Raw genomic sequence first — 25,004 nt, forward strand, 5'->3', positions numbered from 1 at the left:
TAAAAAGGGCGAGTACATTTTGTGTACTTGCCCTTTTTTTTTATGTAATTATATATAGTTCAATGCCTAAAATTACCTACATTGAAAATAATGGAAAGTCTCATACCATAGATGTTTCTAATGGGTTAAGTGTAATGGAGGGTGCAGTTCAAAACGATATTCCTGGGATTGACGCTGATTGTGGAGGTGGAATGGCTTGTGCTACTTGCCATGTTTATGTCAAAGAAGAATGGTTTAATAAACTTCCAAAAAAAGAAGATGGTGAAGAAGATATGTTAGATATGGCTTTTGAACCTAATAAATTTAGTAGATTAAGTTGTCAGCTATTAGTTTCTGATGAACTAGATGGACTAACGGTTAGCATTCCATCAAAACAAGGTTAAATGATTAAAACAGATACTTTAATAATAGGCGCAGGGCCAGTTGGATTATTTTGTGTTCATCAATTAGGAATAATCGGATTAAAATGTGAAGTAGTTGATAACTTAGATAAAATAGGTGGACAGTGTATTGAACTTTATCCTGATAAACCTATTTATGATATTCCTGCTGTTCCAGAATGCACTGGAGAAGAGTTAACCAATAATTTAATTGAACAGATTAAAGCATTCAAAACAAATTTTCATTTAAATGAGCGAGTACAAGAACTTAAAAAAGTTGAAAAAAAATGGTTAATAAAGACCAATAAAGGAACTGAATTTGAAGCATCAAGTATAATTATTGCAGCTGGTGTAGGATCTTTTGAGCCAAGAAAATTCCCAACAAAAGAAATTGAAAAGTACGAAGGAAAACAAATACTTTATTCAATTAAAGACAAAAAAATTTTTAAAGATAAAACAGTTACCATTTTTGGTGGAGGAGACTCAGCATTAGATTGGGTGATAGAACTCTCAAATACATCTAAAGTTATATTAGTACACAGAAGAGATGAATTTAGAGGAATGCAAGCAAGTATTGATAAAGTTAAACAATTAAAAGATGAAGGTAAGATAGAAGTTCATACTAAATACCAATTAGGTTCAGTTAGCGGTAATGAAAAAGTTGAAAGTATTAACATCAAGCATGATGATGAAAGTATAAAAGAAATTAAAACTGATTATGTTTTGGGTTTTTTTGGATTAATAATGCAACTAGGACCAATTGCTGAATGGGGATTAAATTTAGATAAGAAAACAATACCGGTTAATACAGAAAATTTTGAAACCAATAAAGAAGGTATTTTTGCAATTGGTGATATTTGCACCTATCCTGGAAAACTTAGATTAATTCTTTCAGGTTTTCATGAGGGAGCATTAGCTGCTAGAGGTTGTTTTAAATATGCTAAACCAGATGAAAAATACAGATTTGAGTTTACCACTTCCTCTAAGACAGTAAAAAGCAGACTGGGTGTTAAAGAGTGATAGAGCTATTTACAGCAGATACTCCAAATGGGAAAAAAATTACAATAATGTTAGAAGAAATAGGTTGTGATTTTAAAGTTACTAAAATTGATTTGTCAAAAGATGAGCAATTTAAAAAAGATTTTAAAAAAATAAGCCCATTTGGAAAGATACCAGTAATTACAGATCATGAAAATGGACAGTCATTATTCGAGTCTGGTGCAATACTTATATATTTAGCTGAAAAATATAACAAATTTTATGAAGCAAAAGATAGGCATACCATAAACCAATGGTTGATGGCGCAGATGGGAATTATAGGACCAATGATTGGACAGCATCATCAGTTTCATCATTACAATCCTGGAAAAAGTGAATTTGGAGAGGAAAGATATTTTAAAATTACAAAAAGAATTTATAGCGAACTAGATGAGAGATTATCTTCATCAAAATACTTAGCTGGAAATGAATATACAATTGCAGATATTGCAACTTGGCCATGGATAGCAAGGCACGAATGGCATGATATTGGTCTTAAGAATTACAACAATTTAACTAGATGGTATTTAGATATTGCAAATAGAGAAGCTGTTGTAAAAGGGTATGATCTTTTAAAAGATGGCTCTGAGATACCAAAACCTTAATTAGAAATTTCCTTTTTTAGTAGAGCCTGGATAAAAAATTCCTTGCAAATCTTCATTTGCCTTCTTTCTTATTTTCATATCTTTTTGATCCATTAGCATACTCGGTCTTTTAGTATGTTGATGATATTTAAAGGTATCATCTCCTCTTGCTTGCTGAACATACATTTTACCTAAAACTTGATTTACATTACTGCCAATATAGCTTTGAACTACAAAACCAATTCTTCTATCATTACTTTTGTTTAGTCCTGAACCATGAACTATTGTTGGATGATGTAATGACATTTGTCCTGCTTTTAAAACCAAAGGTGTTGTTTTATCTAAGGGAACATTTTCTACAGTTTGACCTCTTGTTAATAAGTTACCTTCATCATATTTTTGTTCATGATGTCTGATGTTAGCTTTATGTGAACCAGACCACATTCTCATACAGCCATTTTCTTCGTTAGCATCAGTTATTGCTAACCAAGCAGTTACCCAATTATGTGGTTCCAATCCAATATATGTTGCATCTTGATGAAAACTTACAAATCCTTTTTTATATGGGTCTTTAATAAATAAAGTTGTTCCACAAATAAGAATATTTTTTCCAATTATACTCTCAACAGCATCTAGCATTTTTGAGTTATGACAAACTTCATCAAGTATGGGAGAAATCATATGCACATAATTTCTTCCAATTCCTTTCAGTTCATCAGGCCAACAGGCTTCAATGTTTTCTATTTCTTTTCTTATCTCAAATGCTTGATCTTTAGTTAAAACTTCTATTGGAGCAACATAACCATTATCGTTATACTCTTGAAGTTGATTTGAAGACAATTTAGGCATATTATTTAAAAATATTATATGAGCGTAACTATTTCTTCAATAAATTATTGTCCAGTTAAATCCATATCATTTCAAACTATTGATAAGTGTGAAATTAAAAAAGATATTGGAATTATAGGAGATAGAATTTTTGCATTTGCTAAAGATTTAAATTTAGAACAAGTAAAGCTATTTGAAAAAAAACCTGAAGAAAGAAGAGGAAAATGGAATAAAATTTTAACTCTAAAAAACTCTCCAGTATTGAATAAGTATAATTTTTTATTTGTTGAAAATAAATTAACATTAACTTTTAAAAATGAGAAAATTTTAACAATTAATGTAAATGAAATGAATGAATATGATTTACTTTCAAATAAAATCTTAGAATTGGAAAATTCCCTTAAAAAACCAATAGTATTAATGAAAAATAAAGACCTTCCTTTTTTTGATACATCGATATCAAATAAAACAGTTTTATCTCATTCGGTATCTCTTTTAAATAATAAGAGTATTGAGGATTTTAAGAATAAAATTAATCAAAAAATTGAGGCTCAAAGATTTAGAGGCAACATTCATATTGATGGAGTTGAACCATGGAAAGAACGAGAATGGATCGGAAAAATTGTTAAAATTAATGGTGTTTCTTTTAAAGTTGAAAAAAACATACCAAGATGTGTTGCAATTAATCTAAAACCAAACACAGATGACAATTCTTTAAATTTACTTCAGTCATTAAAAAAAACTTATAATCATTTTGAAATGGGAATTTATTTGACCGCACTTGATGATGGTGAAATTAAATTAAGTGATAAAGTTCAGATAATTAATTAATACAAATATTTTATTAAGCAACTTTAAGTTGTATCTATTTTTTTTGATGTACAAACAACTTCAATTTTGCTTTAATTATTAAAATAAACTTAAATAGAGGAAAAAAAATGAATAGATTTTTAAAATCAATTGGAGTCTTTCTTGTAATTCTTTTTAGTATTACTGCAGTTAGCGCTGAAACGTTGACTAGTAAATTAAAAGGTGGTGACAAGTTAAGACTTGGGTTTGGAACTGCAGTGCCATGGGCTTATGCGGGAGATAACGGTCAAGCTTTAGGATTTGTTAATATGATAGCTTTAACAGTTCTTGAAGAAATGGGAATTACAGAAGATCAAACTGAAACTAAAGTTTTTGAATGGTCTGGATTAATACCTGGATTAAATGCAAATCGTTCAGATATGGTTACTGGTGGTATGTATATTCTAAAAAGTAGATGTGCAAACATGAACTTTTCTGATCCTATAGGTGTTTTTGGTGATGCCATGATGGTTCCAAAAGGAAATCCTCAAGGAATTAATAATTATGCAGATGTTATTAGAACTGGTGCAAAACTTGTAACTGGTGCTGGATTTAACACTGTTGAAGCTGCTAAAAAGTATGGTGTTCCTGAAAGTCAAATGATGTTAGTTGAAGGTGAAGTTGGAATTCTTGCTGCAATGAAAGCTGGAAGAGCTGATGTTGCTGTGCAAACATTCTTTGGTGCAAAAGAGCATGAAGCAAAAAGTAACGGTATGTTTGAAGTGACTGACCCTAAATTAATGCCTAAAGAAACTTTAAACGTAGTTGGTATTGGTTTTAGAAAAAGTGATGTTGAATTTAGAGATAATTTCAATGCAGCTTTAGCAAAAGTTATGGCTAACCCAGCAAAAATGTTAGAGAGAGCTGGTGAGTATGGTTATGATAAAGCTCAACTACCACCTCCTTCAATGAGTACTGAGTGGGCTTGTTCAACTAAGTAATATTAGTAATAGATTAATTTAATCAGGCGATGAATAAAAGTCGCCTGATTTTTTTTTAAATTTAATTAAAGGTTTTAAAAGTGAGTTATTTTTCATTCTTAGCTGAACACGGATCTACTTTATTGCTAGGAACAGTTACTACAGTTAAGGTATTAATTTGTGCTACTATTCTCTATGTAATAATTTCCATAATTTTTGGGTTAATGAGAGTGTCAAATAATTCAGTTATTCAGGGCGCTGCAACTATTTATATAGAATTTTTTAGAGGCACATCTTTAATGGTGCAATTATTTTGGGTTTATTATGTCTTACCTTTTTTTGGTATGTCTCTTGAGGCATTCACTTCAGGTGTTGTAGCTATAGGGATGAATTTTGGTGCTTATGGAGCCGAAATAGTAAGAGGTGGAATAATAGCAGTACCAAAAGGTCAATGGGAAGGAGCTTATGCTCTTAACTTTAGTTCAGCAAAAAGAATGAGGAGAATTATTATACCACAAATTTTTCCAGTTATACTTCCACCTGCAGCAAACTTGACTGTAGAACTTTTAAAAGCTACCGCACTAGTTGCACTAGTAACTGTTGTTGACTTAACATTTGAAGCAAAACAAATTAATTCTATTACATGGTTATCTGCGCAATGTTTTGGAACAGCACTTATAATATATTATATTATATCGAGATTTTTTCTTGTCCCTTTTTTACGTTGGTTAGAGGTTCTTGCTGCAAGAAAAGTAGGAAAGGAGAAGATATAATATGGATGCAGAATGGAAATGGGATTTTGCTTATCAAATATTACCTAAAATGCTATGGGCAACCTTAAACACTATAATGGCTGCGGGAATAGGTTATGCAATAGCAGTTGTAGTAGGTATGCTGTTTTTATTGGGTCAACGAACACCTTATAAGTTTGTAAATATTATAGTTAGAGAAATAGTAGAATTTATTCGTTCAACTCCACTTCTTATTCAATTATTCTTTGTATATTTTGTTGGACCTCAATTTGGTATAGTTTTATCTGCTTGGGTATCAGCAATGATAACTATCGGACTTCATTTTGGAACATATCTTTCAGAGGTTTATAGAGGAGCATTAGAGGGAGTTCCCAAATCTCAGTGGGAAGCTTGCAGAGCGCTAAATTTTTCTGCAATATACACTTATAAAAGAATAATTTTTCCCCAAGCTTTTCCCATAGCAATTCCAGGAATGGGAAATTATTTAGTAGGAATTTTTAAAGATACACCATTATTATCAACTATCGGAGTTGCAGAATTATTTCATGCAGCAACAGCAGTAGGTGGGTATCATTATCGTTATTTAGAACCATATACTATGGTTGGAATTATTTTCTTAATTTTATCTATACCTGCAGCAATGGGTATTAGAAAATTAGAAAGATCAGTTAACAAAGCACAAGGAAAGGTAAAAAATTAAATGAATAATTCAGATGATATTCTAGTAAAGTTTTCTGATGTTACAAAACAATATGGAGATCTTGTTGTTTTAGATAAACTTAATTTGGAAATTAAAAAGAATGAAATGGTTTCAATTATTGGTCCATCAGGATCAGGTAAAACAACGGTATTAAGAACCTTGATGACTCTAGAAAAAATTGACAAGGGAGTAATTTACTTAGAAAATGAACCCTTAACTCATATGCCTGATAAAGAAGGAAAACTAGTTATTGCTAATGAAAAATATTTAAGAGAAAGAAGATCTAAAATAGGAATGGTGTTTCAGCAATTTAATCTTTTTCCTCATATGACTGCTCTACAAAATTGTATAGAGGCACCAGTTGAAGTGCTGGGTATGAAAAAAGAAGAAGCTGAAGAGAGAGCTTTAGATTTACTAGATTTAGTAGGACTGTCTGATAAAAAAGATGAACATCCTTCAAGATTATCAGGTGGTCAACAGCAAAGAGTTGCAATAGCTAGGGCTTTAGCCATGAGGCCAAAAGTTATGCTTTTAGATGAAATTACATCTGCATTAGATCCTGAGGTTGTTGGGGAAGTTTTAAATGTAATTAGATCTTTAAATAAAGAACATGATCTTACTATGATTATGGTCACACATCAGATGGGTTTTGCTAGAGAAATATCAGACCGAGTTTGTTTTTTTAATGAAGGAAAGATATTTGAGCAAGGACCACCAGAACAATTATTTGATAACCCACAGAATGAGAGAACTAAAAAATTTTTACACGCTGTTCTTGATGCTAGTTAAGAAGAATATTTAAACTTTAATCGTCAGCGTATACTTTTTCTTCTTTTTCGTGCTTTTCTTGAGCGGCAATGCAAAGATGAGCAACTGGTCTTGCCATTAATCTTTTTAAACCTATTGGTTCTGCAGTCTCTGCACAAAATCCAAAAGTTACATCTTTTATTCTTAATAAGGCTTGATCAATTTTAGAAATTAATTTTATTTGTCTATTAATCGCTTTCATTTCCACGGCTTTGTCTGTGTATGAACTTGCTTGATCAACAATATCTGCAGACACACTATTGTCATCCATTGATCCATGGTAAAGAGCTTCGTTATTTGCTTTTACTAATTCTTTTTTCCATTCTGTAAGCTTTATTTTGAAAAAGGATAAGTGTTTATCACACATATATTTCTCAGTATCTTTAGGAATGTAATTTTTTGAAATTTTGATTGGTGCCTTTATTTTTTTTTCAGTAGTAGCTACTTTTTTTATTACTTTAGCAGGCTTTTGGGTTGTAATAACAATCTTCTTTGCTTTAGCTATTGGTTTTTTAGTAGATGATTTTGAGATTTTAGGCATATATATAAATTTAAGTGGCCGGATTATATTCAGCAATTAATACGTGTCAAGCAAGCTTAATTCATATAAATTTAATGGCAGTAAATAATAATAATATAAGTCCATTATGAGTTTTAATAAAATAGATATAAATAAATTATTTTACAGTTTTATTATAATACATCTAATTTTATGGACACTGATTCCGTCATTAACAAATAACAACTTACCACTTGATACAATAGAGCATTTGGCTTGGGGTAGTAACCTAGATTGGGGTTTTAACAAACACCCACCAGCTGTTGCTTTTTTTCTTGAAGTTTTTTATCAAATCTTTGGTGCGCAAGATTGGGCTTATTATTTATTAAGTCAAATATTTGTAGTTATAGCTTTTATTGTTGTGTTTAAATTTGCAGAAGAGCTATTCAAGAATAAAACTTTAAGCTTAATATCAGTTCTTTTATTAGAGGGTATCTATTTTTATAATTTCACAACTCCAGAGTTTAATGTTAATGTTTGCCAATTACCTTTTTGGGCTTTATGTGTTTATTATTCTTGGAAATTATTTGATAAGCAAAAAATAAGCCTTAAAGATTGCTTTTGGCTGGGTGTATTTTCTGCGATAGGTTTTTTATCAAAGTATCTTTTTATTTATCTTTTAATAGCAATTGACCTATTATTTTTTTATGTAATTTTTATAAAGAAATATAAAAAATTTGATTTCAAATATTTAATATCTGTAGAAGTTTTTATTGTTCTATTAGTTCCACATCTAATTTGGCTAACAAATAATGATTATACAACTATCACTTATGGATTAGCTAGAGCTGGATTAGGGAACTCAAGTTTATTAGATCATATAATTTATCCATTAATATTTTTAGGCAAACAAACTGGGATATTAATTCCACTTTTTATTATGTCATTTTTTTTAGTTAAAAATTTTAAATTCAAGATATCACTCAAGGATAAGAAATTATTATTCTTAGTTTTTATTAATCTGGTTCCTATAGTTTTAATGTTTTTAACCTCAATGATAACTGGATCAAAAATTAGAACAATGTGGATGACACCTTTTTATTTATTTTTTGGTGTTTTAATTGTTTATATTTTCCAAACACAAATAAATCTAAAAAAGTTAAATGGTTTCATGTCGGCATTCCTAATTTTATTTATCTTTTCACCTTTTGCTTATGCTTATGTTTCAATTACAGAAACAGATAAAAGAACAGATTATTTTGGAAAAGAAATAGCAGAGAAAACCCAATATTCCTGGGATCAAGATTATAAAGAGCCTATTAATGTTGTGCTTGGAGACGAATGGCAAGCAGGAAACTTATCATATCATTTAAAATCAAGACCAGTTTGGGAGGGATTTATTACAAAAGATAAGCTAAACTCACTTACTAAATTTACCTGTATTGATAATATTTGCATTGGGAATAGATGAGTAAAATAAAAATTTTAATTCCGGTTTATAATGATTGGCAGTCATTTTTTAAGCTTATAGAAAACATTAACTCACAAATCTCAACATTAAATGATGAGTTTTCAGTAATAATAGTCAACGATGCTTCTACTGAAAATAGATCAGAGTTTTCAGTCGATTTAAATAACTTAAAGTCTGTTCAAATTATCAACATGAAAGAAAATAAGGGTCACGCAAGGTGTAATGCGGCGGGTTTAAAATATATAAATGAAAAAGAAGACTTTGATTATTTAATTCCAATGGACGGTGATGGAGAAGATAGACCCGAAGAGCTAATTTTATTGATTGAAAAAATTAAAGATTATCCAGATGCAGTTGTTACAGCGAATAGAGTAAAAAGATCTGAAGGATTTCTATTTAAGTTTTGTTATCTAGTTCATAAGTATTTAACTTTCATTTTTACAGGAAAAACCATTAAATATGGCAATTATTCTTGTCTACCCAAGTCTGTAGTTAAGAAAATGGTTAATGAACCTGCAACATGGAGTAGTTTTTCAGGCTCATTAGCAAAAACAGTAAAAGACAGAAAGTCTATTTCATCTGAAAGAGGCACAAGGTATTTTGGTCTTTCTAAAATGAGTTTTGTTAAATTGCTAAAGCACTCTCTTTCAATTATTGCAGTCTTTAAGATAACATTGTTAATTAGATCTATAATCTTTTTAATTGCTTACTTATCTTTAGTGACTGGAAAAATATCAGTTATTACATTGATACCAGTCATCGGAGTTATTGTTCTGATGCTCTCAGTAATTACTTTATCAAAGAGAGAAAATATGTCGGAATTTAATAATTCTTTAGAAAATATTGATAGTATAGATAAAATTAAATAGCTTTTATTATTGGTAATGAGTGAAAATCAGCTGTGTCTATTTTTGAAGAGTGATCTCTCCTCATATTCCATTTTTTATTAACGCCAGCACTAGCTAAACTCAGTGTTGACCGACCATATCTGTGGTTTGTGCTATCAATGGATCTCATTAAGCCTTTAATTTTCTCATCTTTTTCAGTAGAAAATAGATTCTTACTGCCACTCGAACTAACCAAACCAGTCAATGTTATTCCTGCTTTTTGATATCTGTATCCATTAATAAAAATTTCATTTAATGCGATTAAGGCAGTTTTAACTATTTCAATACTATTATTAGTGGCTATTGGAAAATCTATAGTTTTAGTATTTGAATAATATACGCCTCTATTTTGAAAGGGGCTTGTTCTAACAGAAACAGTTATCGATTTTGCTATTAAAGATTCTGATCTAATTTTTTCTGAAGCATTTAAGCAATAACTTGCAACTGCTTCTTGTAATTCTTGAAACTTTTCAACTCTTGTGCCAAATGATCTTGATACTACACAGCTTTTTCTTTTTGAAGTTTTAGTTTCTAGTGGAATGCAAGAAATACCTCTAAGCTCCAATGCAGTTCGAGAGCTTAAAACATTAGAACTTTTCTTGATCCAGGTGTTTGATATATTTTTCAATTGTTTAGCATTGTAAATTCCATTTTGATGATAGAATTTAGTTAACTGTTTACCAACTCCCCACACATCGTTGATATCTATTTTTTCTAGTAATGGATCAATATTTTCAATTCCTATTAAGTTTGTGACACCAGATTTTTTTTTCTTTGCTATATGATTTGCAATTTTGCTTAGTGTTTTTGTTTTAGCAATACCAATACTAGTTGGAATTCCTGTCCACTGTAAAACAATACTTCTAATTTCCTTTCCTACATCTTCTACTTCATCATCTGGATAATTACTTAAATCTAAAAAAGCTTCATCTACTGAATATATTTCTAATTCAGGATTAAATCTTTTTAAAGTTCTCATCACTCTTCTAGATAAATCTCCATACAAAGAATAATTTGAAGAAAAAACATAAACATTATTTATAAGTATTATATCTTTAGCTTTAAAATAAGGCTCTCCCATTTTAATACCAAGAAATTTTGCTTCATTTGATCTTGCAATAATACAGCCATCGTTATTAGATAAAACAACAACAGGTTTATTTTTAATTTTAGGATTAAATAATCTTTCACAAGATACGTAAAAAGAATTGCAATCAACTAGTGCTATTTTTTTAGTACGTTGAATGAATGACATAAGTCACAACTCCCCAAATAAATACTTCAGTTTCATCTCCAATAATTATTTTATCTTCAATATTTTTTGATCCTGACGTTAAAAATTGCTCATCTTTTGATTTAACAAAACTTTTGACAACTAATTCATCATGAACATTTGCAACAACTGTTGAAAAATTTTTAGGTTTTAAACTTCTATCAATAACCAATAGGTCACCATCATAAATACCAACATCTGTCATCGACTTTCCCTGAACCCTAATTATGAAAGTTGCTGGAACATTTTTAATTAGATGAACGTTAAGATCTACATCTTCTTCTATGTAATCTGTTGCAGGAGAGGGAAAGCCAGCACCTGCTTTGTGTAGATAAAAGGGAATAGTTAATTTCATGTTCTAGTTTTGTTCTAATTAGTAGAGTACTTATACAATGCAGTCAATAGGTTGTATTTTGAGTCTGTTAATGAATCAAAGGTGAATCAAAACGTGAACATCGAAACTATATTTTGTGGCCTTGTGAATAACTTCAACCAGAGATAGTTTAAGCCTCATATTGAAATGAAAAAAATTCTATCGATTATAATTCTTGGTTTAATTATAACCTCTAAAAGTATGGCTTATGAAGAGGCAAATTATGAAGTGGTGAAAAAAAATGAAATTTATGAAATCAGAAAATATTCTGATCGTTTAGCCATTGAAACAGAAATATCAAATCAAGGTAGCAGTTTTAGAAAACTATTTAACTACATTTCGGGCAATAATGAGAGTAATGAAGAGATTAAAATGACAACACCAGTTACTCAGGTAGAAAAAAAAGGAAGCATGACCATGCAATTCTATTTACCTTCAAGATTTAATAAAGACGATATACCAAATCCATCTAATTCAGATGTAAAGATTTTAAATGTTAAAGGTGGTTATTATGCGGCTATTACATACTCAGGAAGAGCTTCTGATAAAAATTTTACTAAACATAAAAATATTTTAGAAAATGAATTAATAAAAAAGAATATATTAATTTTGAGTCCACCTATTAAAGCAACTTACAATAGCCCTTTTACATTACCTTTACTCAGAAGAAATGAGGCAATGTTTGAGATTAACATAAAAAGATAATGGAGAAAGATAAATGAAAAAACTTAAATGTCATTGTGGAGAAGTAGAGGTAGAAATAAATGTGCCTGATAATTTGGAAAAAGTTTTAAAATGTAATTGTTCTATTTGTAAGAGAAAAGGAGCAATTATGTCTATGGTTAAGAATGAAGATTTTAAAATTATTAAAGGTGAAGATAAGTTAACACTTTATCAATTTCATTCAAAAATTGCGAAACACTATTTCTGTTCTAATTGTGGAATTTACACACATCATAATCCAAGAGCCAATCCAGCTATGACAGGATTTAACCTTGGATGTATAGATGAAATAAATACTTTTGAATTAGAAAATGTTGCAATCAATGATGGTCAAAACCATCCCCTTGATAAAAAATAGTTTTTTATGCAAGAAGTTAATGATTGTTTTAACAAAGTAAAAAAAGATTATTTTAAATTTATTTCTTCTCAAGAAACAAAAAAAGACAAATTTAAAAATAAAGAAAAGATGATTAAGTCTTTTCTAATTCCTGTCAGCTTTTGGATGTCAAAAAAAGTTAATAAAAAAAAACCATTAATAATTGGTTTAGCGGGAGGGCAGGGCTCAGGCAAAACGACTATCTCATCGATTTTAACTTTAATTTTACAAAAATATTTTAAGTTAAATGTTTTTAAAGTTTCCATCGATGACTTTTATAAAACAAGAAAAGACAGAAAGTCATTATCTAAAAATAAGCACCCTTTATTAATGACAAGAGGAGTTCCTGGAACTCACGATGTAGATTTGATGTTAAATTTTTTTAAAAAGATTAAAGATAAAAACTTTAAAAGTTTGCAAATTCCAACATTTAATAAAGCAATAGATGATAGATGCCAAAAGAGCTTATGGTATAAAATTAAAACAAAGCCTGATGTAGTAATTTTTGAAGGTTGGTGTGTTGGAGCAAGAGCCCAATCAGGTAGCCAACTTAAAAAACCAATTAACTCACTTGAAAAATTTTATGATAAAGGAGCCAAGTGGAGAGCTTATGTTAATAATCAGTTGAAAACTAAATATAAGACATTATTTAGCCAATTAGATGGACTGTTATATCTAAAAGCTAAAAATTTTAATTTATTAAGAGAATGGAGATTAAAACAAGAGAGAAAGCTTTGGGTTCAAACAAAAAATAAGAAAAACCTAAAGATTATGAGTAGTGGAGACGTGATAAATTTTATGCAAACCTATCAAAGAATTACTCAACAAATGTTTAAAGATGCGCTAAAAAGCTCATCTATAATAATGAATTTAAATAGCAATCATCAGATTGAAAAGATAAAATTTAAAAAATAATGAAAAAAATAATCTTAATATTATTCTCGGTTTTATTTTTAAGTCAACATGTCTTAGCAGTAACTTTATTTGAAGCTCTTAAAGAAGCTTATAAAAATAATACTGATTTAAATGCTGAGAGAAAAAATATTGATATTTCAGAAGAAGATTTAAAGATTTCAAAAAGTAATTACTTACCCACAGTCATAATTTCTGGAAGCAAAAGTCAAGAAGACACAAGCAAATTGACCAATAGGATAGGAGTTGAGCAATCAATTAATAATGTTGATCCTGCCACTCAATCTATAAAAATTGAACAAACATTAATAGATTTTGGTAGAAGCGCAGATGTTCAAAAAAATGAAATTGGAATTAACCTTGCAGGCATAAAATTATTAAAAAAAGAACAAGAAGTTTTATTAAAAGCAATTGAAGCTTATTCAGGTTTAATATTGGCCAATGAAAAATTAAAGATCAATCAAAGCAATCTTAATTTATTAGAACGACAAGTTGAAACTAATAGAGCTAGACTAGAAAGAGGACAAATTACCTTATCTGATCTGGCTCAATCTGAGTCCTCATTAGCTGGAGCACAAGCAAATTTTATTCAATCTCAAAATGAAATTGTATCAAATAAGTTAAATTACGAAAATGTGATTGGACCAATTACAGATATAAATAGTTTAAATAAAAATTTTGATATTCAACTTATACTTCCAAGCAGTTTAAGTGATGCAATCGATACTTCAAAAAAATACAATCCTGAATTAATTATAGCAAAGCTAGAATATGAGCAATCAGAAAAAGATGTCCTTATTTCTCGATCTGATTTATCACCATCTGCAAAACTTTCTTATGAAAATTCTAGATCCCAAGACTTGAGCTCAACATATGATGAGCGTAATAAGAATATTTTAAAAGCAACAGTTACATGGCCAATATATTCTGGTGGGAAAAATAGAGCTACGTTGAATAAAAGTCGAAACTTACGAAGTAGAAAAAAATTATTATTAGATAGTGTTATAAAAAATAATAACAATAATGTAGCAATCTCATGGTCTACACTTCAGTCTTCAAAAGGTTTATTGAATTCAGTTAATTCTCAAGTTAAGGCGGCTGAAATTGCAAATGAAGGAATAACTGTAGAGTATGAATCTGGACTTGGAAGATCTACTTTGGATGTTATTCAATCTAATTCAATTTTACTAAATTCTAGAATTGCTCTAGCAAACTCAGAAAGAAACTATCTGCTTGCTCAATTTAATGTTCTAAAATCTATAGGCCTACTAAATAGCAGCCACTTAAAACTTAGGAAATAAAGCCAATATTTACATAAAAAATTAACTATTGATAAAAAGAACAAAATGTGTACATTTAAAACAAGATTCGAATACTAATTATTTTAATAAAAAGGCATAAAATGACTAAAAACAACCTAAAAGTAGTTAAAACTACAAAAGCACAACAAACAGAAGGCAATGAAAAAAATAAAGCTTTAGACGCGGCAATGAGCCAAATTATAGATAATTTCGGAAAAGGCTCGGTTATGAAGCTTGGCCAAAGAAGAGCAATGGATATTGAATCGGTATCAACCGGCTCTTTAAGTTTAGATGTGGCACTTGGAATAGGTGGATTACCAAAAGGAAGAGTTGTTGAAGTTTATGGACCAGAATCGTCTGGTAAAACAACCCTAGCTTTACAAGTGGTAGCTGAGGCTCAAAAAGTAGGTGGAATATGTGCATTTATAGATGCAGAACATGCTTTAGACCCAATTTATGCAAAAAAACTTGGTGTAGACACTGAAGAGTTATTAATTTCACAACCAGATACTGGTGAACAAGCTTTAGAAATAGCTGATACATTAATTAAATCAGGATCTATTTCAGTAATAGTTGTTGATTCAGTTGCAGCATTAACCCCCAGAGCAGAAATTGAAGGAGAAATGGGAGATCACCACGTAGGACTTCAATCAAGATTAATGAGCCAGGCCTTGAGAAAGTTAACAGGATCAATCTCAAGCACAAATACAATGATGATTTTTATCAACCAAATTAGAATGAAAATTGGAGTTATGTTCGGAAGCCCAGAGACTACTTCAGGTGGAAATGCACTTAAATTCTATTCATCTGTTAGAATGGATATCAGAAGAATTGGTGCTATTAAAAATGGAGATGAAATCATTGGTAACTCAACAAGAGTTAAAGTGGTTAAAAATAAAGTTGCACCACCATTTAAAGTTGTTGAATTTGACCTAATGTATGGCAAAGGTATTAGTAAAGTAGGTGAATTAGTTGACCTTGGTGCAAAAGCTGACATTGTTGAAAAATCTGGAGCTTGGTATGCCTATAAAGGTGAAAAGATTGGTCAAGGTAGAGAGAATGCTAAAATCTACTTAGAGCAAAATCCTAAGATTGCTGCAGAAATAGAATTGGCAATAAGAGAAAAAGCTGGAGTAATAGCAAAAAAAATTGAAGGAAATCCACTTGATCCAGAAAAAGCTGCAAAAGATCAAATAGAAGACCCAAAGGTGGAAACTAAGATAGAAGAAACTCCACCAAAAAAAATTAGTTAAAGTCATCTTTAATTATTAAAAGGCGCTTAATTTAAGCGCCTTTTTTCCCAGACTGTTTCTAGGAATACCAACGCTTATTTAACAACACTCGCCCTCAAATCTTGCTTTATCTCTTTTGGTTCGAGTTTGATCCGAGTTTAGCTCTTATTTATATTTAGAAAAATGAAATTGTAATGATTACCATTTTTCCATTATTGAGGTAAGATATTCATCACCACCACCACTTTTGCCTACATTTGTAATCATGCGTACAGAATTTCCTATTTGCCAAAAATAAGTACGCCCCAATGGTGGAGTTGTGCTCTGGTTTTTCCAGCAACATTCTTCAGAGTTATCGTGAGTATTTTTCCAACCACTAAATTTAAAATGTTCATAAAAATAAGTAGTAAAATAATATGCACTATTAGTACAATTATAAGACCCTGTATTTGTATAGCTATATTTCATGTTAATGTATGGAGCTCCTAATTCACATTTAGCAAATGAACCATTTGCAAAAGCACTCATATTTTTATGATTTGCTTTGGCTGCTGCAATCTTTGCACTACTCGTATACCCATTATAAGCAACTACCCCTACTGCAGCGAGGATACCAATGATAGCTACAACGACTAGGAGTTCTATAAGAGTGAAGGCTTTTCTATTCATATTTAATCTCTTCCTCCAATCTATTATCAGAATTACTACACGGCTCCTTGAAACAAATACATAAGGTTATATGATCCCAGGAATTTACTGAATCAATATGAGTTATACCGACATATTGTCCTCCCCACGATGCCACTTTACAACCATTAAATCTTTGTGCACTCCAGGCAGTAGGGTTATCAGGATGTGGAGGATATGGATTTGTATATCTACCATTATTCTCCATATGATTAATAAGATATCTTGCTATGAATGTTCGTTGATCAGGTTGATAACAAGTAACTACACTTTCAGTTTTAGAACCATAGACTTTCATCATTGTTACACTTCCATAAATATCGCATTTTTGGATCACAAGATAAATTTCCTTCTTAATCGCTGCATGATTAGATTTTGCAACTGCAACCCTTGCGCTTGATGTATACCCATTATAAGCAACCACTCCTACTGCAGCGAGGATACCTATGATGGCTACAACGACTAAAAGTTCTATTAGGGTGAAACCATTTCGCTTCATAATCCAACCCTACCAATATTCAAATATGTTGTCTAGGTGATGGAATTGGCTATTTGATTTATCTCTTTTGGTTCGAGTTTGGTATCGAGTTTAAGAGATGTTTTTAGTGAATCTTTATGTGACTAATTTTTTATAAATTTTAAATCATCCGCATAACTAGTGTGAGCTAGTGTCAGCTAGTGTGAGGTAGTGTGTTCCTCAAGTGCATAATTTAAGCGCCTTTTTTCCCAGACTGAATTCAGGAATACCAACGCTTATTCAACAACACTCGCACTCAAAACTTGTTTTATCTCTTTTGTTGCTAGTATGTTGCTAGTAGTCCCACATAATCCTATAGGGTGAAGGCTTTGCGGTTCATTAAAAATTTCTTAAATCTATTTCTGTAGCACCTCTATTATCATCTCTACAAATTAATTTCCAACAAGCACGCAGTGTAAGTATGTAATTATTATCTGCATAATAACTGAGATAACCTAAGTCTGTATCTCTGCCATGTGTTTGATGATTTCTGCAAGCTTTTGTATTCGACAAGTAAGGATTCATAACTTTAGAAAGATCACCATTATTACATTCTGTATTTAAACCTTTTACTAAATCATCACTTAAAGTAATTGGACATGATATCCCAAATAATTTATCAGTTAATCCATTATTACATTTGGTTAACTCACTCATTAAAAATTTACTATAATTTTTATGATATGTTTTTACCACATTAACTTTTGCAGCACCCGTATACCCATTATAAGCAACCACACCTACAGCAGCTAGAATACCAATGATCGCTACTACAACTAGGAGTTCTATTAGGGTGAAACCATTTCGTTTCATCCAATAACATTAGCATAAAAACCTACGATGTAATAGCAACGTAATTTAATCTAATACGATTGTACTTGTTTGCCGATTTACAAGTAACCAACATTTAGTTTTATGGCAGGATTTAATTGTAATAATATTTCCACTGTAAGATATTGTAATATAGCCAACATCTATATTTTTAGTATTAGTAAAAACATTCGATTGTCTGTGTGCTTTATTTGCAGTTACATATGGATTTTTATCTTTCATAACTTGAGCTCCACCAGAAGCTATACCTGACGCATCTATACCAGAGCAATTCAAAGCACCATTATAAATTGTTGTTTCACCTAAACTACATTTCATAACTTCAGCTGAAATATATTTTACTGTTTGAGTGTGAATTGTTTTCGTTGCAGAAACTTTTGCAGCACTCGTATACCCATTATAGGCAACCACTCCTACTGCAGCAAGAATACCGATGATGGCTACTACGACTAGGAGTTCTATTAGGGTGAAGGCTTTTTGTTTCATTAATTCACATCAATAGTTGTGTTCATTGTGTTTTTTGTATTTGAGCAGGGGATTTTAAAACAAACTGAAGTAAAAATTTTAGTACCAAGCACTGAATTCATTAATACTTTACCTAAGGCTTTATCGCTATCATCTTTTCCACTTTGTATTGCAAGTTTTTTTTTAAGTGCCCAATCTGGATTACTGAACACATTTATATCTTTTAATGTATTTTCCATACATACAATAACTTGAGTAGCAGGTGATGGCTTCCCACTATTAAATTTACTACACTTTAGACATCCTTGCATTACAGATTCTTCACCTAAATCACACAATTTTATTTCTGATTGCATATATTTTATTGACTTTGTATAAATTGATTTTGTTACAGCAATCTTAGTACCACTTGTATACCCATTATAAGCAACAACTCCTACTGCAGCTAAAATACCGATGATAGCTACAACGACTAAAAGTTCTATTAGTGTGAAACCGTTTCTTTTCATCGATTAAGCCTAACAAAACAATATCTAAGTATCAAGGTGATGGAATTAGCTATTTGATTTATCTCTTTTGTTGCTAGTTTGTTAGTTAGTTTAAGAGACATTTTAGTGAATCTTTATGTGATTAATTTTTTATAAATTTTAAATCGTCCGCATAACTAGTGTCAGCTAGTGTGAGGTAGTGTGTTCCTCAAGTGCATAATTTAAGCGCCTTTTTTCCCTTACTATGTTTAGGAAAACCAAGGCTTATTCAACAACACTCTCACTCAAAACTTGTTTTAGCTCTTTCGTTGCGTGTTTGTAGCGAGTTGTCCCACATAATCCTATAGGGTGAAGGCTTTACAGTTTACTTTCATTGCCATTGGGTTTGATAGGATAGAACGTTCGTATAATTGCTACAAGGGCTATCTACGCAAGTACAGACATCAATTTTTTTTGTTGATGTTGTGTAGTGAACAAATACGTATCCTATATATTTTTCTTGAGTACAAGCCCAGCTATCACCAGATGTTGCAACATAATTTTGGCCCCAAGGTTCTTTTGTGTGATTATTTTTCCATTCAATAGAATTGTTTAAATCGTTTGTGAAATATTCTCTGAAAAAAAGATATGTATTAACATCATACCAACATCCTTTTTCATATTTAGTTTTATCACCTTGTTTCAACATCAATTTAACTTTTCCATTTGAGCTAATATCGCATTGTTGTATTAATAGATTAAGTTTTTTAACTACAGTATTGTGATTAGATTTTGAAACTGCTACCTTTGCGCTGTTAGTATACCCGTTATAAGCAACTACTCCTACAGCAGCAAGGATACCGATGATAGCTACTACGACTAGAAGTTCTATTAGGGTGAAGGCTTTACGGTTTACTTGCTGCACCATTGACTCCAACTATCTAATAAAAAAATACTATTTTCGTGATCTTTATGAGTCTTGACCCATAAGACCATTTTTTTATACCCCCCCTTACCACCAGAATTTCTACAGTCTGTTTCATCAAGTCTTAACCTACCATTAACAGTATCACCTCCGCTGCCTGTTCTAATAATTGAAGCTGCACTATTATCATATGGATTTTTGAATCCCATTTTTAAAAAATGATTCATAAATGTTTCAGCCATTTTGATTACAGTTGTTTGATTGTTAATTGCATCACAGTCAATAATGTTTCCAGAGCTAATTTCAATACTACCACTCTGTGTTTCACAAAGAGCAAACGTATGATCTATAAACTTTGAAGCCATCTTATAGTTTTGTAACGTTGCGGCTCTTTTTGCACTATTAGTATACCCATTATAAGCAACTACACCTACTGCAGCAAGAATACCGATGATGGCTACAACTACTAGGAGTTCTATTAGGGTGAAGGCTTTAGTTTTTTTTATGGATACCATTTGTAAATATCAACCACTACATTTGTTCCTGGATTGCTCCATTTATCTCCACTACATGGTAGTTGATAACACACACTGACGCTTACTCTAAAAAAACCTGTATCTCCACCAGCATTTAATAAAACATAGCCTAAGTCTCTTTCATTGCCCCAGCCACCTTCTTTAACTCCTTCATCACCAAAGCCCGCATAATTTGCCCCATATGGGTTTTTATATTTTCCCTTTAAGGCTCTTTCTATTGCAAGGACGGTACTCCCAGCAGGATTTCCTCCTGAATTTATTGAGGATGAAATTGAACTACATGTAACCTGATCGTTTAAAACTTTTTCAACACCGAGTTGGCATTTTTGTGCTTCTGCAGCCAACCATCTAACTACATTTTTTTGATTTGTTTTAGCAACTGATTTTTTTGCAGCACTAGTATACCCATTATAAGCAACCACACCTACTGCAGCTAGGATACCGATGATGGCTACAACGACTAAAAGTTCTATTAGTGTGAAACCGTTTCTTTTCATGGATTAAGCTTAACAAAACAATATCTAGGTGTCTATGGGATGGAATTAGCTATTTGATTTATCTCTTTAGGTTCGAGTTTGGTATCGAGTTTAAGAGATGTTTTTAGTGAGTCTTTATGTGATTAATTTTCTATAAATTTTAAATCGTCCACATAACTAGTGTGAGCTAGTGTCAGCTAGTGTGAGGTAGTGTGTTCCTCAAGTGCATAATTTAAGCACCTTTTTCCCCTTACACTTATATAGACATCAAATAAAAAAGTTGTATTTTAAAAATATGGCTGACAAATCTTTAAACGAAATAAGAAATACATTTTTAGCTTATTTTGAAAAAAATGATCATAAGATAGTTGAGTCTAGCAACCTAGTTCCAAATAACGATCCAACATTAATGTTTGCAAATTCTGGTATGGTGCAGTTCAAAAATGTATTTACTGGGTTGGAGAAAAGAGATTATATCAGAGCAACTACCTCACAAAAATGTGTAAGGGCAGGTGGTAAGCATAACGACCTTGAAAATGTAGGTTATACACCAAGACATCATACATTTTTTGAAATGCTTGGAAATTTTTCATTTGGAGATTATTTTAAAGAAGAGGCAATTAGTTACGCATGGAATTTAATAACTAAAGAATTGGGAATTGATAAAAATCGTCTTTATGTAACAGTTTACCATGACGATGAAGAAGCATTCAACTACTGGAAAAAAATAGCTGGTTTTAGTGATGATAGAATAATCAAGATAACAACATCAGATAACTTTTGGTCTATGGGCGACACAGGACCTTGTGGGCCATGCTCAGAAATATTTTATGATCACGGTGACCATCTAGAAGGTGGTTTGCCTGGTACTAAAAATGAAGATGGTAACCGGTTTATAGAAATATGGAATTTAGTATTCATGCAATATGAGCAAATTTCAAAAGGTAAAAGAATAAACTTACCAAAACCTTCTGTGGATACTGGTATGGGTCTTGAAAGAATAGCAGCATTATTGCAAGGAACACACGATAACTATGAAACAGATCATTTTAAAAAACTGATACTGTCTGCATCTGACACATTAAACGTTAAAGTAGATGAGATTAACCAATCTAGCTTTAGAGTAATAGCAGATCACTTACGAGCAAGTTCATTTTTATTAGCAGAAGGAGTTTTACCATCTAATGAAGGTAGGGGATATGTGCTTAGAAGAATTATGAGACGTGGAATGAGACATTCACATTTGTTAGGTTCTAAAAAACCAGTCTTTTATAATATCTTTAAAACACTTTTAGAAGAAATGTCTAATAATTATCCAGAGTTAGAAAGAGCACAATCTTTAATAAAGGAAACTTTAAAAACAGAAGAAGAAAAGTTTTTAGTTTTACTGGATAGAGGAATAAAAATATTAAATGAAGAGTTAGAGAAAGTGGAAAAAATATTACCTGGTGAAGTGGCATTTAAACTTTATGATACATTTGGTTTTCCATTAGATCTAACTGAAGATATTTTGAAAAATAAATCACTGACTGTAGATGGGAAGAAGTTTGATTTATTAATGAAAGAAAGCAAAGAATTAGCAAAAAAAAATTGGAAAGGATCAGGGGATAGTTCCATAGATCAAATATGGTTTGATATAAAAGATCGTTTAGGAGCAACTGATTTTTTAGGATATTCCACAGACAAAGCTGAAGGTGTAATTACTTTGATTCTTAAAAATAATAAAGAGGTTCAAGATCTACAAGAAAACGATGAAGGAATTATAATTACAAATCAAACACCTTTTTATGGTGAGTCAGGGGGGCAAGTTGCTGATACAGGAATAATTTCTAATGAGGTTTTTGAATTTGAAGTGTCTGATGTTCAAAAAAAACTAGGGGATTTATTTGTTCATTATGGAAAAGTTATAAAAGGTTCGATTAAATTAAAAGACAGTGTTGAATTAAAAATAGATACACAGAGAAGAAATAATATTAGAGCCTACCATTCTGCTACTCATTTATTGCACGAAGCGTTAAGAAGAGTTTTGGGCGAGCATGTAACTCAAAAAGGATCTTTAGTTCAATCTGATCGATTAAGATTTGATTTTAGTCATATGAAGCCTATCTCAGAAGAAGAGATGGGAAAAATTGAAAATTATGTTAACTCAATAATTAAAAGAAAGTCAGAGGTGAAAACAAGAATAATGACACCTAAAGAAGCTGTTGAGAATGGTGCCTTAGCTTTATTTGGAGAAAAATATGGTGATGAAGTGAGAGTTTTATCTATGGGAGACGAGGAAGGTAAATTTTTCTCAACAGAACTATGTGGAGGAACGCACGTTGTAAATACAGCTGACATCGGAAAATTTAAGGTTATAAGCCAATCATCTATTGCAGCAGGCGTAAGGAGAATTGAAGCATTAAGAGACACGCAGTTAGTTGATTTTTTAAAAGAGAAAAAAAACTTATCAAATCTGTCAGATCAAAAAAATGAGACAGTTATAAAAGAATTAGAGACAAAGATTATTAAATTAGGAGGAAAACCTAATCTTCAAAATAGTGATCAAGTAGCCTTGATAAAAGACCTTAATAGGCAATTTGATCAACTTTCAGTTAGCTCAATATTAAAAGATAAAGAAAAAAATAAAATCAATGATCAAATTATTAATGGGTTTAAAGTTAGGTTTCAAAATATTGTAGATTTACCATTTAAAGATCTACGTAAGTTAATTGATGAAGGAAAAAAAGAAATTGTTGAAGGATTAGTAATAATTTATGCAATCAATGACAATAAAGTTGGATTAGCTGTAGGTGTTACCAAAACATTAGAGGGCAAGTTTGATGCTGTAAAAATTGTCAGAGCTGGTTCAGAAGTTATTGGTGGTAAAGGTGGTGGTGGAAGAGCTGACTTTGCACAAGCTGGTGGAACATTGCCTAATAAAATTGAAGAGTCTTTTGAAAATATTAAAAAATTAATTAATTAAGCTTTTTCTTAAGCTGACCATCTAACTCATCTAAGAAACCATTAGTAGTTAAATAATTACTTGAAGGCCCAATTAAAATTGCTAAATCTTTAGTCATTGATCCATTTTCAACACAATCAATGCAAACTTTCTCTAAAGTTTTTGAAAAATTAATCAGCTCTTCGTTTCCATCTAATTTTCCTCTATGTGCAAGACCTCTAGTCCAAGCAAATATAGATGCAATTGGATTTGTAGAAGTTTCTTTACCTTGTTGATGCATTCTATAATGTCTAGTTACAGTTCCATGAGCTGCTTCAGCCTCCATTACTTTTCCATCCGGAGTTAATAGAACGCTAGTCATTAAACCTAATGAACCATATCCTTGTGCCATAGTATCTGATTGAACATCACCATCATAATTTTTACAAGCCCAAATATATTTACCGCTCCATTTCATTGCACAAGCAACCATGTCATCAATTAGTCTGTGTTCATAAGTAATTTTTAATTTTTCAAATTTTTCTTTAAATTCCTCATCAAATATTTTTTGAAAAATATCTTTAAAACGACCATCATATTGTTTTAGAATTGTATTTTTTGTTGATAAATAAACTGGCCATTCTTTAATCAAACCATAGCCAAAACAAGACCTTGCAAAGTCTTCTATTGATTTATCTAAATTGTACATTGATAAAGCTATACCTGGTCCAGGAAAATTAAAAACTTCATATTTTATTTCTTGGCTACCATCTTCAGCTGTCCATTTAACTTCCATTTTACCTTTTCCAGGAACTTTAAAATCTGTTGCTCTATATTGATCTCCAAATGCATGTCTTCCAATAATTACAGGGTCCGTCCATGAAGGCACTAATTTAGGAATATTTTTGCAAACTATTGGTTCTCTAAACACAGTTCCTCCAATAATATTTCTTATAGTTCCATTGGGAGATCTCCACATTTTTTTTAAACCAAATTCTTCAACACGGGCTTCATCGGGTGTGATTGTTGCACATTTAATACCAACACCAATTTTTTTAATTGCAGCAGCTGAATCAATTGTTATCTGATCGTTAGAATTATCTCGGCTTTTCATGCCTAAATCAAAGTATTCAATACCCAAATCTAAATATGGCAGAATAAGTTTACTTTTAATAAACTCCCATATTATTCTTGTCATTTCATCGCCATCTAGTTCTGCAACTGGGTTTTTAACCTTAATTTTAGTCATATTTGAATAATATTTATTAGTAA

At 31.0% G+C, this 25,004-nt stretch carries 29 protein-coding genes; 16 read left to right on the forward strand and 13 right to left on the reverse strand.

The window, feature by feature from the left end; all coding sequences use genetic code 11:
• The first annotated feature begins 62 nt into the window (after nt 1–62).
• The 3 genes from AC5YF9_RS00940 to AC5YF9_RS00950 are packed head-to-tail and all read left to right on the forward strand — an operon-like array spanning nt 63 to nt 2,023.
• Nucleotides 63–383, forward strand: coding sequence for a 2Fe-2S iron-sulfur cluster-binding protein (locus tag AC5YF9_RS00940; protein WP_415304196.1), 321 nt, complete (start codon nt 63–65; stop codon nt 381–383).
• Complete coding sequence (locus AC5YF9_RS00945) at nt 384–1,400, forward strand: NAD(P)/FAD-dependent oxidoreductase (RefSeq protein ID WP_415304197.1); 1,017 nt, start codon at nt 384–386, stop codon at nt 1,398–1,400.
• A complete protein-coding gene (locus AC5YF9_RS00950; RefSeq protein ID WP_415304198.1) occupies nt 1,397–2,023 on the forward strand; it encodes a glutathione S-transferase family protein in 627 nt (208 codons plus the stop codon). The genes AC5YF9_RS00945 and AC5YF9_RS00950 overlap by 4 nt, the downstream gene beginning before the upstream one ends.
• Here the strand turns inward: AC5YF9_RS00950 and AC5YF9_RS00955 are convergent, their stop codons facing one another.
• Nucleotides 2,024–2,851 (reverse strand): phytanoyl-CoA dioxygenase family protein, encoded by an 828-nt coding sequence (locus AC5YF9_RS00955; protein ID WP_415304199.1) that lies wholly within the window; start codon nt 2,849–2,851, stop codon nt 2,024–2,026.
• An 18-nt stretch (nt 2,852–2,869) separates the two neighbouring features.
• Here AC5YF9_RS00955 and AC5YF9_RS00960 point away from each other — a divergent pair, with 18 nt between their 5' ends.
• From AC5YF9_RS00960 to ehuA, 5 genes are all read left to right on the forward strand, one after another.
• On the forward strand, nt 2,870–3,661 hold the full coding sequence (locus AC5YF9_RS00960; RefSeq protein ID WP_415304200.1) for an MOSC domain-containing protein: 792 nt from the start codon (nt 2,870–2,872) through the stop codon (nt 3,659–3,661).
• A gap of 107 nt (nt 3,662–3,768) precedes the next feature.
• Complete coding sequence (locus AC5YF9_RS00965) at nt 3,769–4,620, forward strand: transporter substrate-binding domain-containing protein (RefSeq protein WP_415284949.1); 852 nt, start codon at nt 3,769–3,771, stop codon at nt 4,618–4,620.
• 80 nt (nt 4,621–4,700) lie between these two features.
• Entirely contained in the window at nt 4,701–5,372 is a 672-nt protein-coding gene (gene ehuC / locus AC5YF9_RS00970; RefSeq protein WP_415304201.1) for an ectoine/hydroxyectoine ABC transporter permease subunit EhuC, read from the forward strand.
• 1 nt (nt 5,373) lies between these two features.
• On the forward strand, nt 5,374–6,051 hold the full coding sequence (gene ehuD / locus AC5YF9_RS00975) for an ectoine/hydroxyectoine ABC transporter permease subunit EhuD (RefSeq protein ID WP_415304202.1): 678 nt from the start codon (nt 5,374–5,376) through the stop codon (nt 6,049–6,051).
• The gene (ehuA, locus tag AC5YF9_RS00980; RefSeq protein WP_415304203.1) at nt 6,052–6,840 is read left to right on the forward strand and encodes an ectoine/hydroxyectoine ABC transporter ATP-binding protein EhuA; all 789 of its coding nucleotides are present in this window, start codon (nt 6,052–6,054) and stop codon (nt 6,838–6,840) included. It abuts the gene before it with no gap.
• A gap of 16 nt (nt 6,841–6,856) precedes the next feature.
• Here the strand turns inward: ehuA and AC5YF9_RS00985 are convergent, their stop codons facing one another.
• Nucleotides 6,857–7,399 (reverse strand): TraR/DksA family transcriptional regulator, encoded by a 543-nt coding sequence (locus AC5YF9_RS00985; RefSeq protein WP_415304204.1) that lies wholly within the window; start codon nt 7,397–7,399, stop codon nt 6,857–6,859.
• Nucleotides 7,400–7,505: 106 nt separating this feature from the next.
• Between AC5YF9_RS00985 and AC5YF9_RS00990 the strand changes: the two genes are divergently transcribed.
• Nucleotides 7,506–8,828, forward strand: a complete 1,323-nt coding sequence (locus tag AC5YF9_RS00990) for a glycosyltransferase family 39 protein (RefSeq protein WP_415304205.1) — start codon at nt 7,506–7,508, stop codon at nt 8,826–8,828.
• Nucleotides 8,825–9,697 (forward strand): glycosyltransferase family 2 protein, encoded by an 873-nt coding sequence (locus AC5YF9_RS00995; RefSeq protein WP_415304206.1) that lies wholly within the window; start codon nt 8,825–8,827, stop codon nt 9,695–9,697. Before AC5YF9_RS00990 ends, AC5YF9_RS00995 begins: the two co-directional genes overlap by 4 nt.
• Here the strand turns inward: AC5YF9_RS00995 and AC5YF9_RS01000 are convergent.
• A complete protein-coding gene (locus AC5YF9_RS01000; RefSeq protein ID WP_415304207.1) occupies nt 9,690–10,970 on the reverse strand; it encodes a Y-family DNA polymerase in 1,281 nt (426 codons plus the stop codon). The two genes, AC5YF9_RS00995 and AC5YF9_RS01000, sit on opposite strands and share 8 nt — an antisense overlap.
• Nucleotides 10,948–11,343 carry a LexA family protein gene (locus AC5YF9_RS01005; RefSeq protein ID WP_415304208.1) on the reverse strand — a complete coding sequence of 132 codons (396 nt, stop codon included), beginning with the start codon at nt 11,341–11,343 and terminating at the stop codon, nt 10,948–10,950. The genes AC5YF9_RS01000 and AC5YF9_RS01005 overlap by 23 nt, the downstream gene beginning before the upstream one ends.
• Nucleotides 11,344–11,508: 165 nt before the next feature.
• On the opposite strand from AC5YF9_RS01005, the gene AC5YF9_RS01010 reads away from it, so the two are divergent.
• The 5 genes from AC5YF9_RS01010 (at nt 11,509) to recA (ending at nt 15,926) form a co-directional block, all read left to right on the forward strand.
• Complete coding sequence (locus AC5YF9_RS01010) at nt 11,509–12,066, forward strand: SOUL family heme-binding protein (protein WP_496169908.1); 558 nt, start codon at nt 11,509–11,511, stop codon at nt 12,064–12,066.
• A gap of 13 nt (nt 12,067–12,079) precedes the next feature.
• Nucleotides 12,080–12,442: a GFA family protein gene (locus tag AC5YF9_RS01015; protein ID WP_415304209.1), complete on the forward strand. Its 363-nt coding sequence runs from the start codon at nt 12,080–12,082 to the stop codon at nt 12,440–12,442.
• Between the two features lie 6 nt (nt 12,443–12,448).
• Nucleotides 12,449–13,375: a uridine kinase gene (locus AC5YF9_RS01020; protein WP_415304210.1), complete on the forward strand. Its 927-nt coding sequence runs from the start codon at nt 12,449–12,451 to the stop codon at nt 13,373–13,375.
• The gene (locus AC5YF9_RS01025; protein ID WP_496169909.1) at nt 13,375–14,673 is read left to right on the forward strand and encodes a TolC family protein; all 1,299 of its coding nucleotides are present in this window, start codon (nt 13,375–13,377) and stop codon (nt 14,671–14,673) included. The genes AC5YF9_RS01020 and AC5YF9_RS01025 overlap by 1 nt, the downstream gene beginning before the upstream one ends.
• 101 nt (nt 14,674–14,774) lie before the next feature.
• Nucleotides 14,775–15,926, forward strand: a complete 1,152-nt coding sequence (recA, locus tag AC5YF9_RS01030) for a recombinase RecA (protein WP_415304213.1) — start codon at nt 14,775–14,777, stop codon at nt 15,924–15,926.
• Nucleotides 15,927–16,103: 177 nt separating this feature from the next.
• Here the strand turns inward: recA and AC5YF9_RS01035 are convergent, their stop codons facing one another.
• From AC5YF9_RS01035 to AC5YF9_RS01070, 8 genes are all read right to left on the reverse strand, one after another.
• Complete coding sequence (locus tag AC5YF9_RS01035) at nt 16,104–16,574, reverse strand: type IV pilin protein (protein ID WP_415304214.1); 471 nt, start codon at nt 16,572–16,574, stop codon at nt 16,104–16,106.
• Nucleotides 16,567–17,091, reverse strand: coding sequence for a type IV pilin protein (locus AC5YF9_RS01040; protein WP_415304215.1), 525 nt, complete (start codon nt 17,089–17,091; stop codon nt 16,567–16,569). The genes AC5YF9_RS01035 and AC5YF9_RS01040 overlap by 8 nt, the downstream gene beginning before the upstream one ends.
• Nucleotides 17,092–17,448: 357 nt before the next feature.
• Complete coding sequence (locus tag AC5YF9_RS01045; protein ID WP_415304216.1) at nt 17,449–17,922, reverse strand: pilin; 474 nt, start codon at nt 17,920–17,922, stop codon at nt 17,449–17,451.
• A gap of 45 nt (nt 17,923–17,967) precedes the next feature.
• On the reverse strand, nt 17,968–18,426 hold the full coding sequence (locus tag AC5YF9_RS01050) for a prepilin-type N-terminal cleavage/methylation domain-containing protein (protein ID WP_415304217.1): 459 nt from the start codon (nt 18,424–18,426) through the stop codon (nt 17,968–17,970).
• The gene (locus AC5YF9_RS01055; protein WP_415304218.1) at nt 18,426–18,914 is read right to left on the reverse strand and encodes a prepilin-type N-terminal cleavage/methylation domain-containing protein; all 489 of its coding nucleotides are present in this window, start codon (nt 18,912–18,914) and stop codon (nt 18,426–18,428) included. The genes AC5YF9_RS01050 and AC5YF9_RS01055 overlap by 1 nt, the downstream gene beginning before the upstream one ends.
• 349 nt (nt 18,915–19,263) lie before the next feature.
• Nucleotides 19,264–19,800 (reverse strand): type IV pilin protein, encoded by a 537-nt coding sequence (locus AC5YF9_RS01060; RefSeq protein ID WP_415304219.1) that lies wholly within the window; start codon nt 19,798–19,800, stop codon nt 19,264–19,266.
• Nucleotides 19,785–20,303, reverse strand: a complete 519-nt coding sequence (locus tag AC5YF9_RS01065) for a type IV pilin protein (protein WP_415304902.1) — start codon at nt 20,301–20,303, stop codon at nt 19,785–19,787. Before AC5YF9_RS01065 ends, AC5YF9_RS01060 begins: the two co-directional genes overlap by 16 nt.
• Nucleotides 20,300–20,830, reverse strand: a complete 531-nt coding sequence (locus tag AC5YF9_RS01070; RefSeq protein ID WP_415304220.1) for a type IV pilin protein — start codon at nt 20,828–20,830, stop codon at nt 20,300–20,302. Before AC5YF9_RS01070 ends, AC5YF9_RS01065 begins: the two co-directional genes overlap by 4 nt.
• Nucleotides 20,831–21,104: 274 nt before the next feature.
• Here AC5YF9_RS01070 and alaS point away from each other — a divergent pair, with 274 nt between their 5' ends.
• Nucleotides 21,105–23,774, forward strand: coding sequence for an alanine--tRNA ligase (gene alaS / locus AC5YF9_RS01075; RefSeq protein WP_415304221.1), 2,670 nt, complete (start codon nt 21,105–21,107; stop codon nt 23,772–23,774).
• Here alaS and AC5YF9_RS01080 read toward each other — a convergent pair.
• Nucleotides 23,767–24,981, reverse strand: a complete 1,215-nt coding sequence (locus tag AC5YF9_RS01080; protein WP_415304222.1) for an NADP-dependent isocitrate dehydrogenase — start codon at nt 24,979–24,981, stop codon at nt 23,767–23,769. The genes alaS and AC5YF9_RS01080 overlap by 8 nt on opposite strands.
• Nucleotides 24,982–25,004: the final 23 nt, after the last annotated feature.

Source organism: Candidatus Pelagibacter sp. uisw_098, from assembly GCF_059512505.1.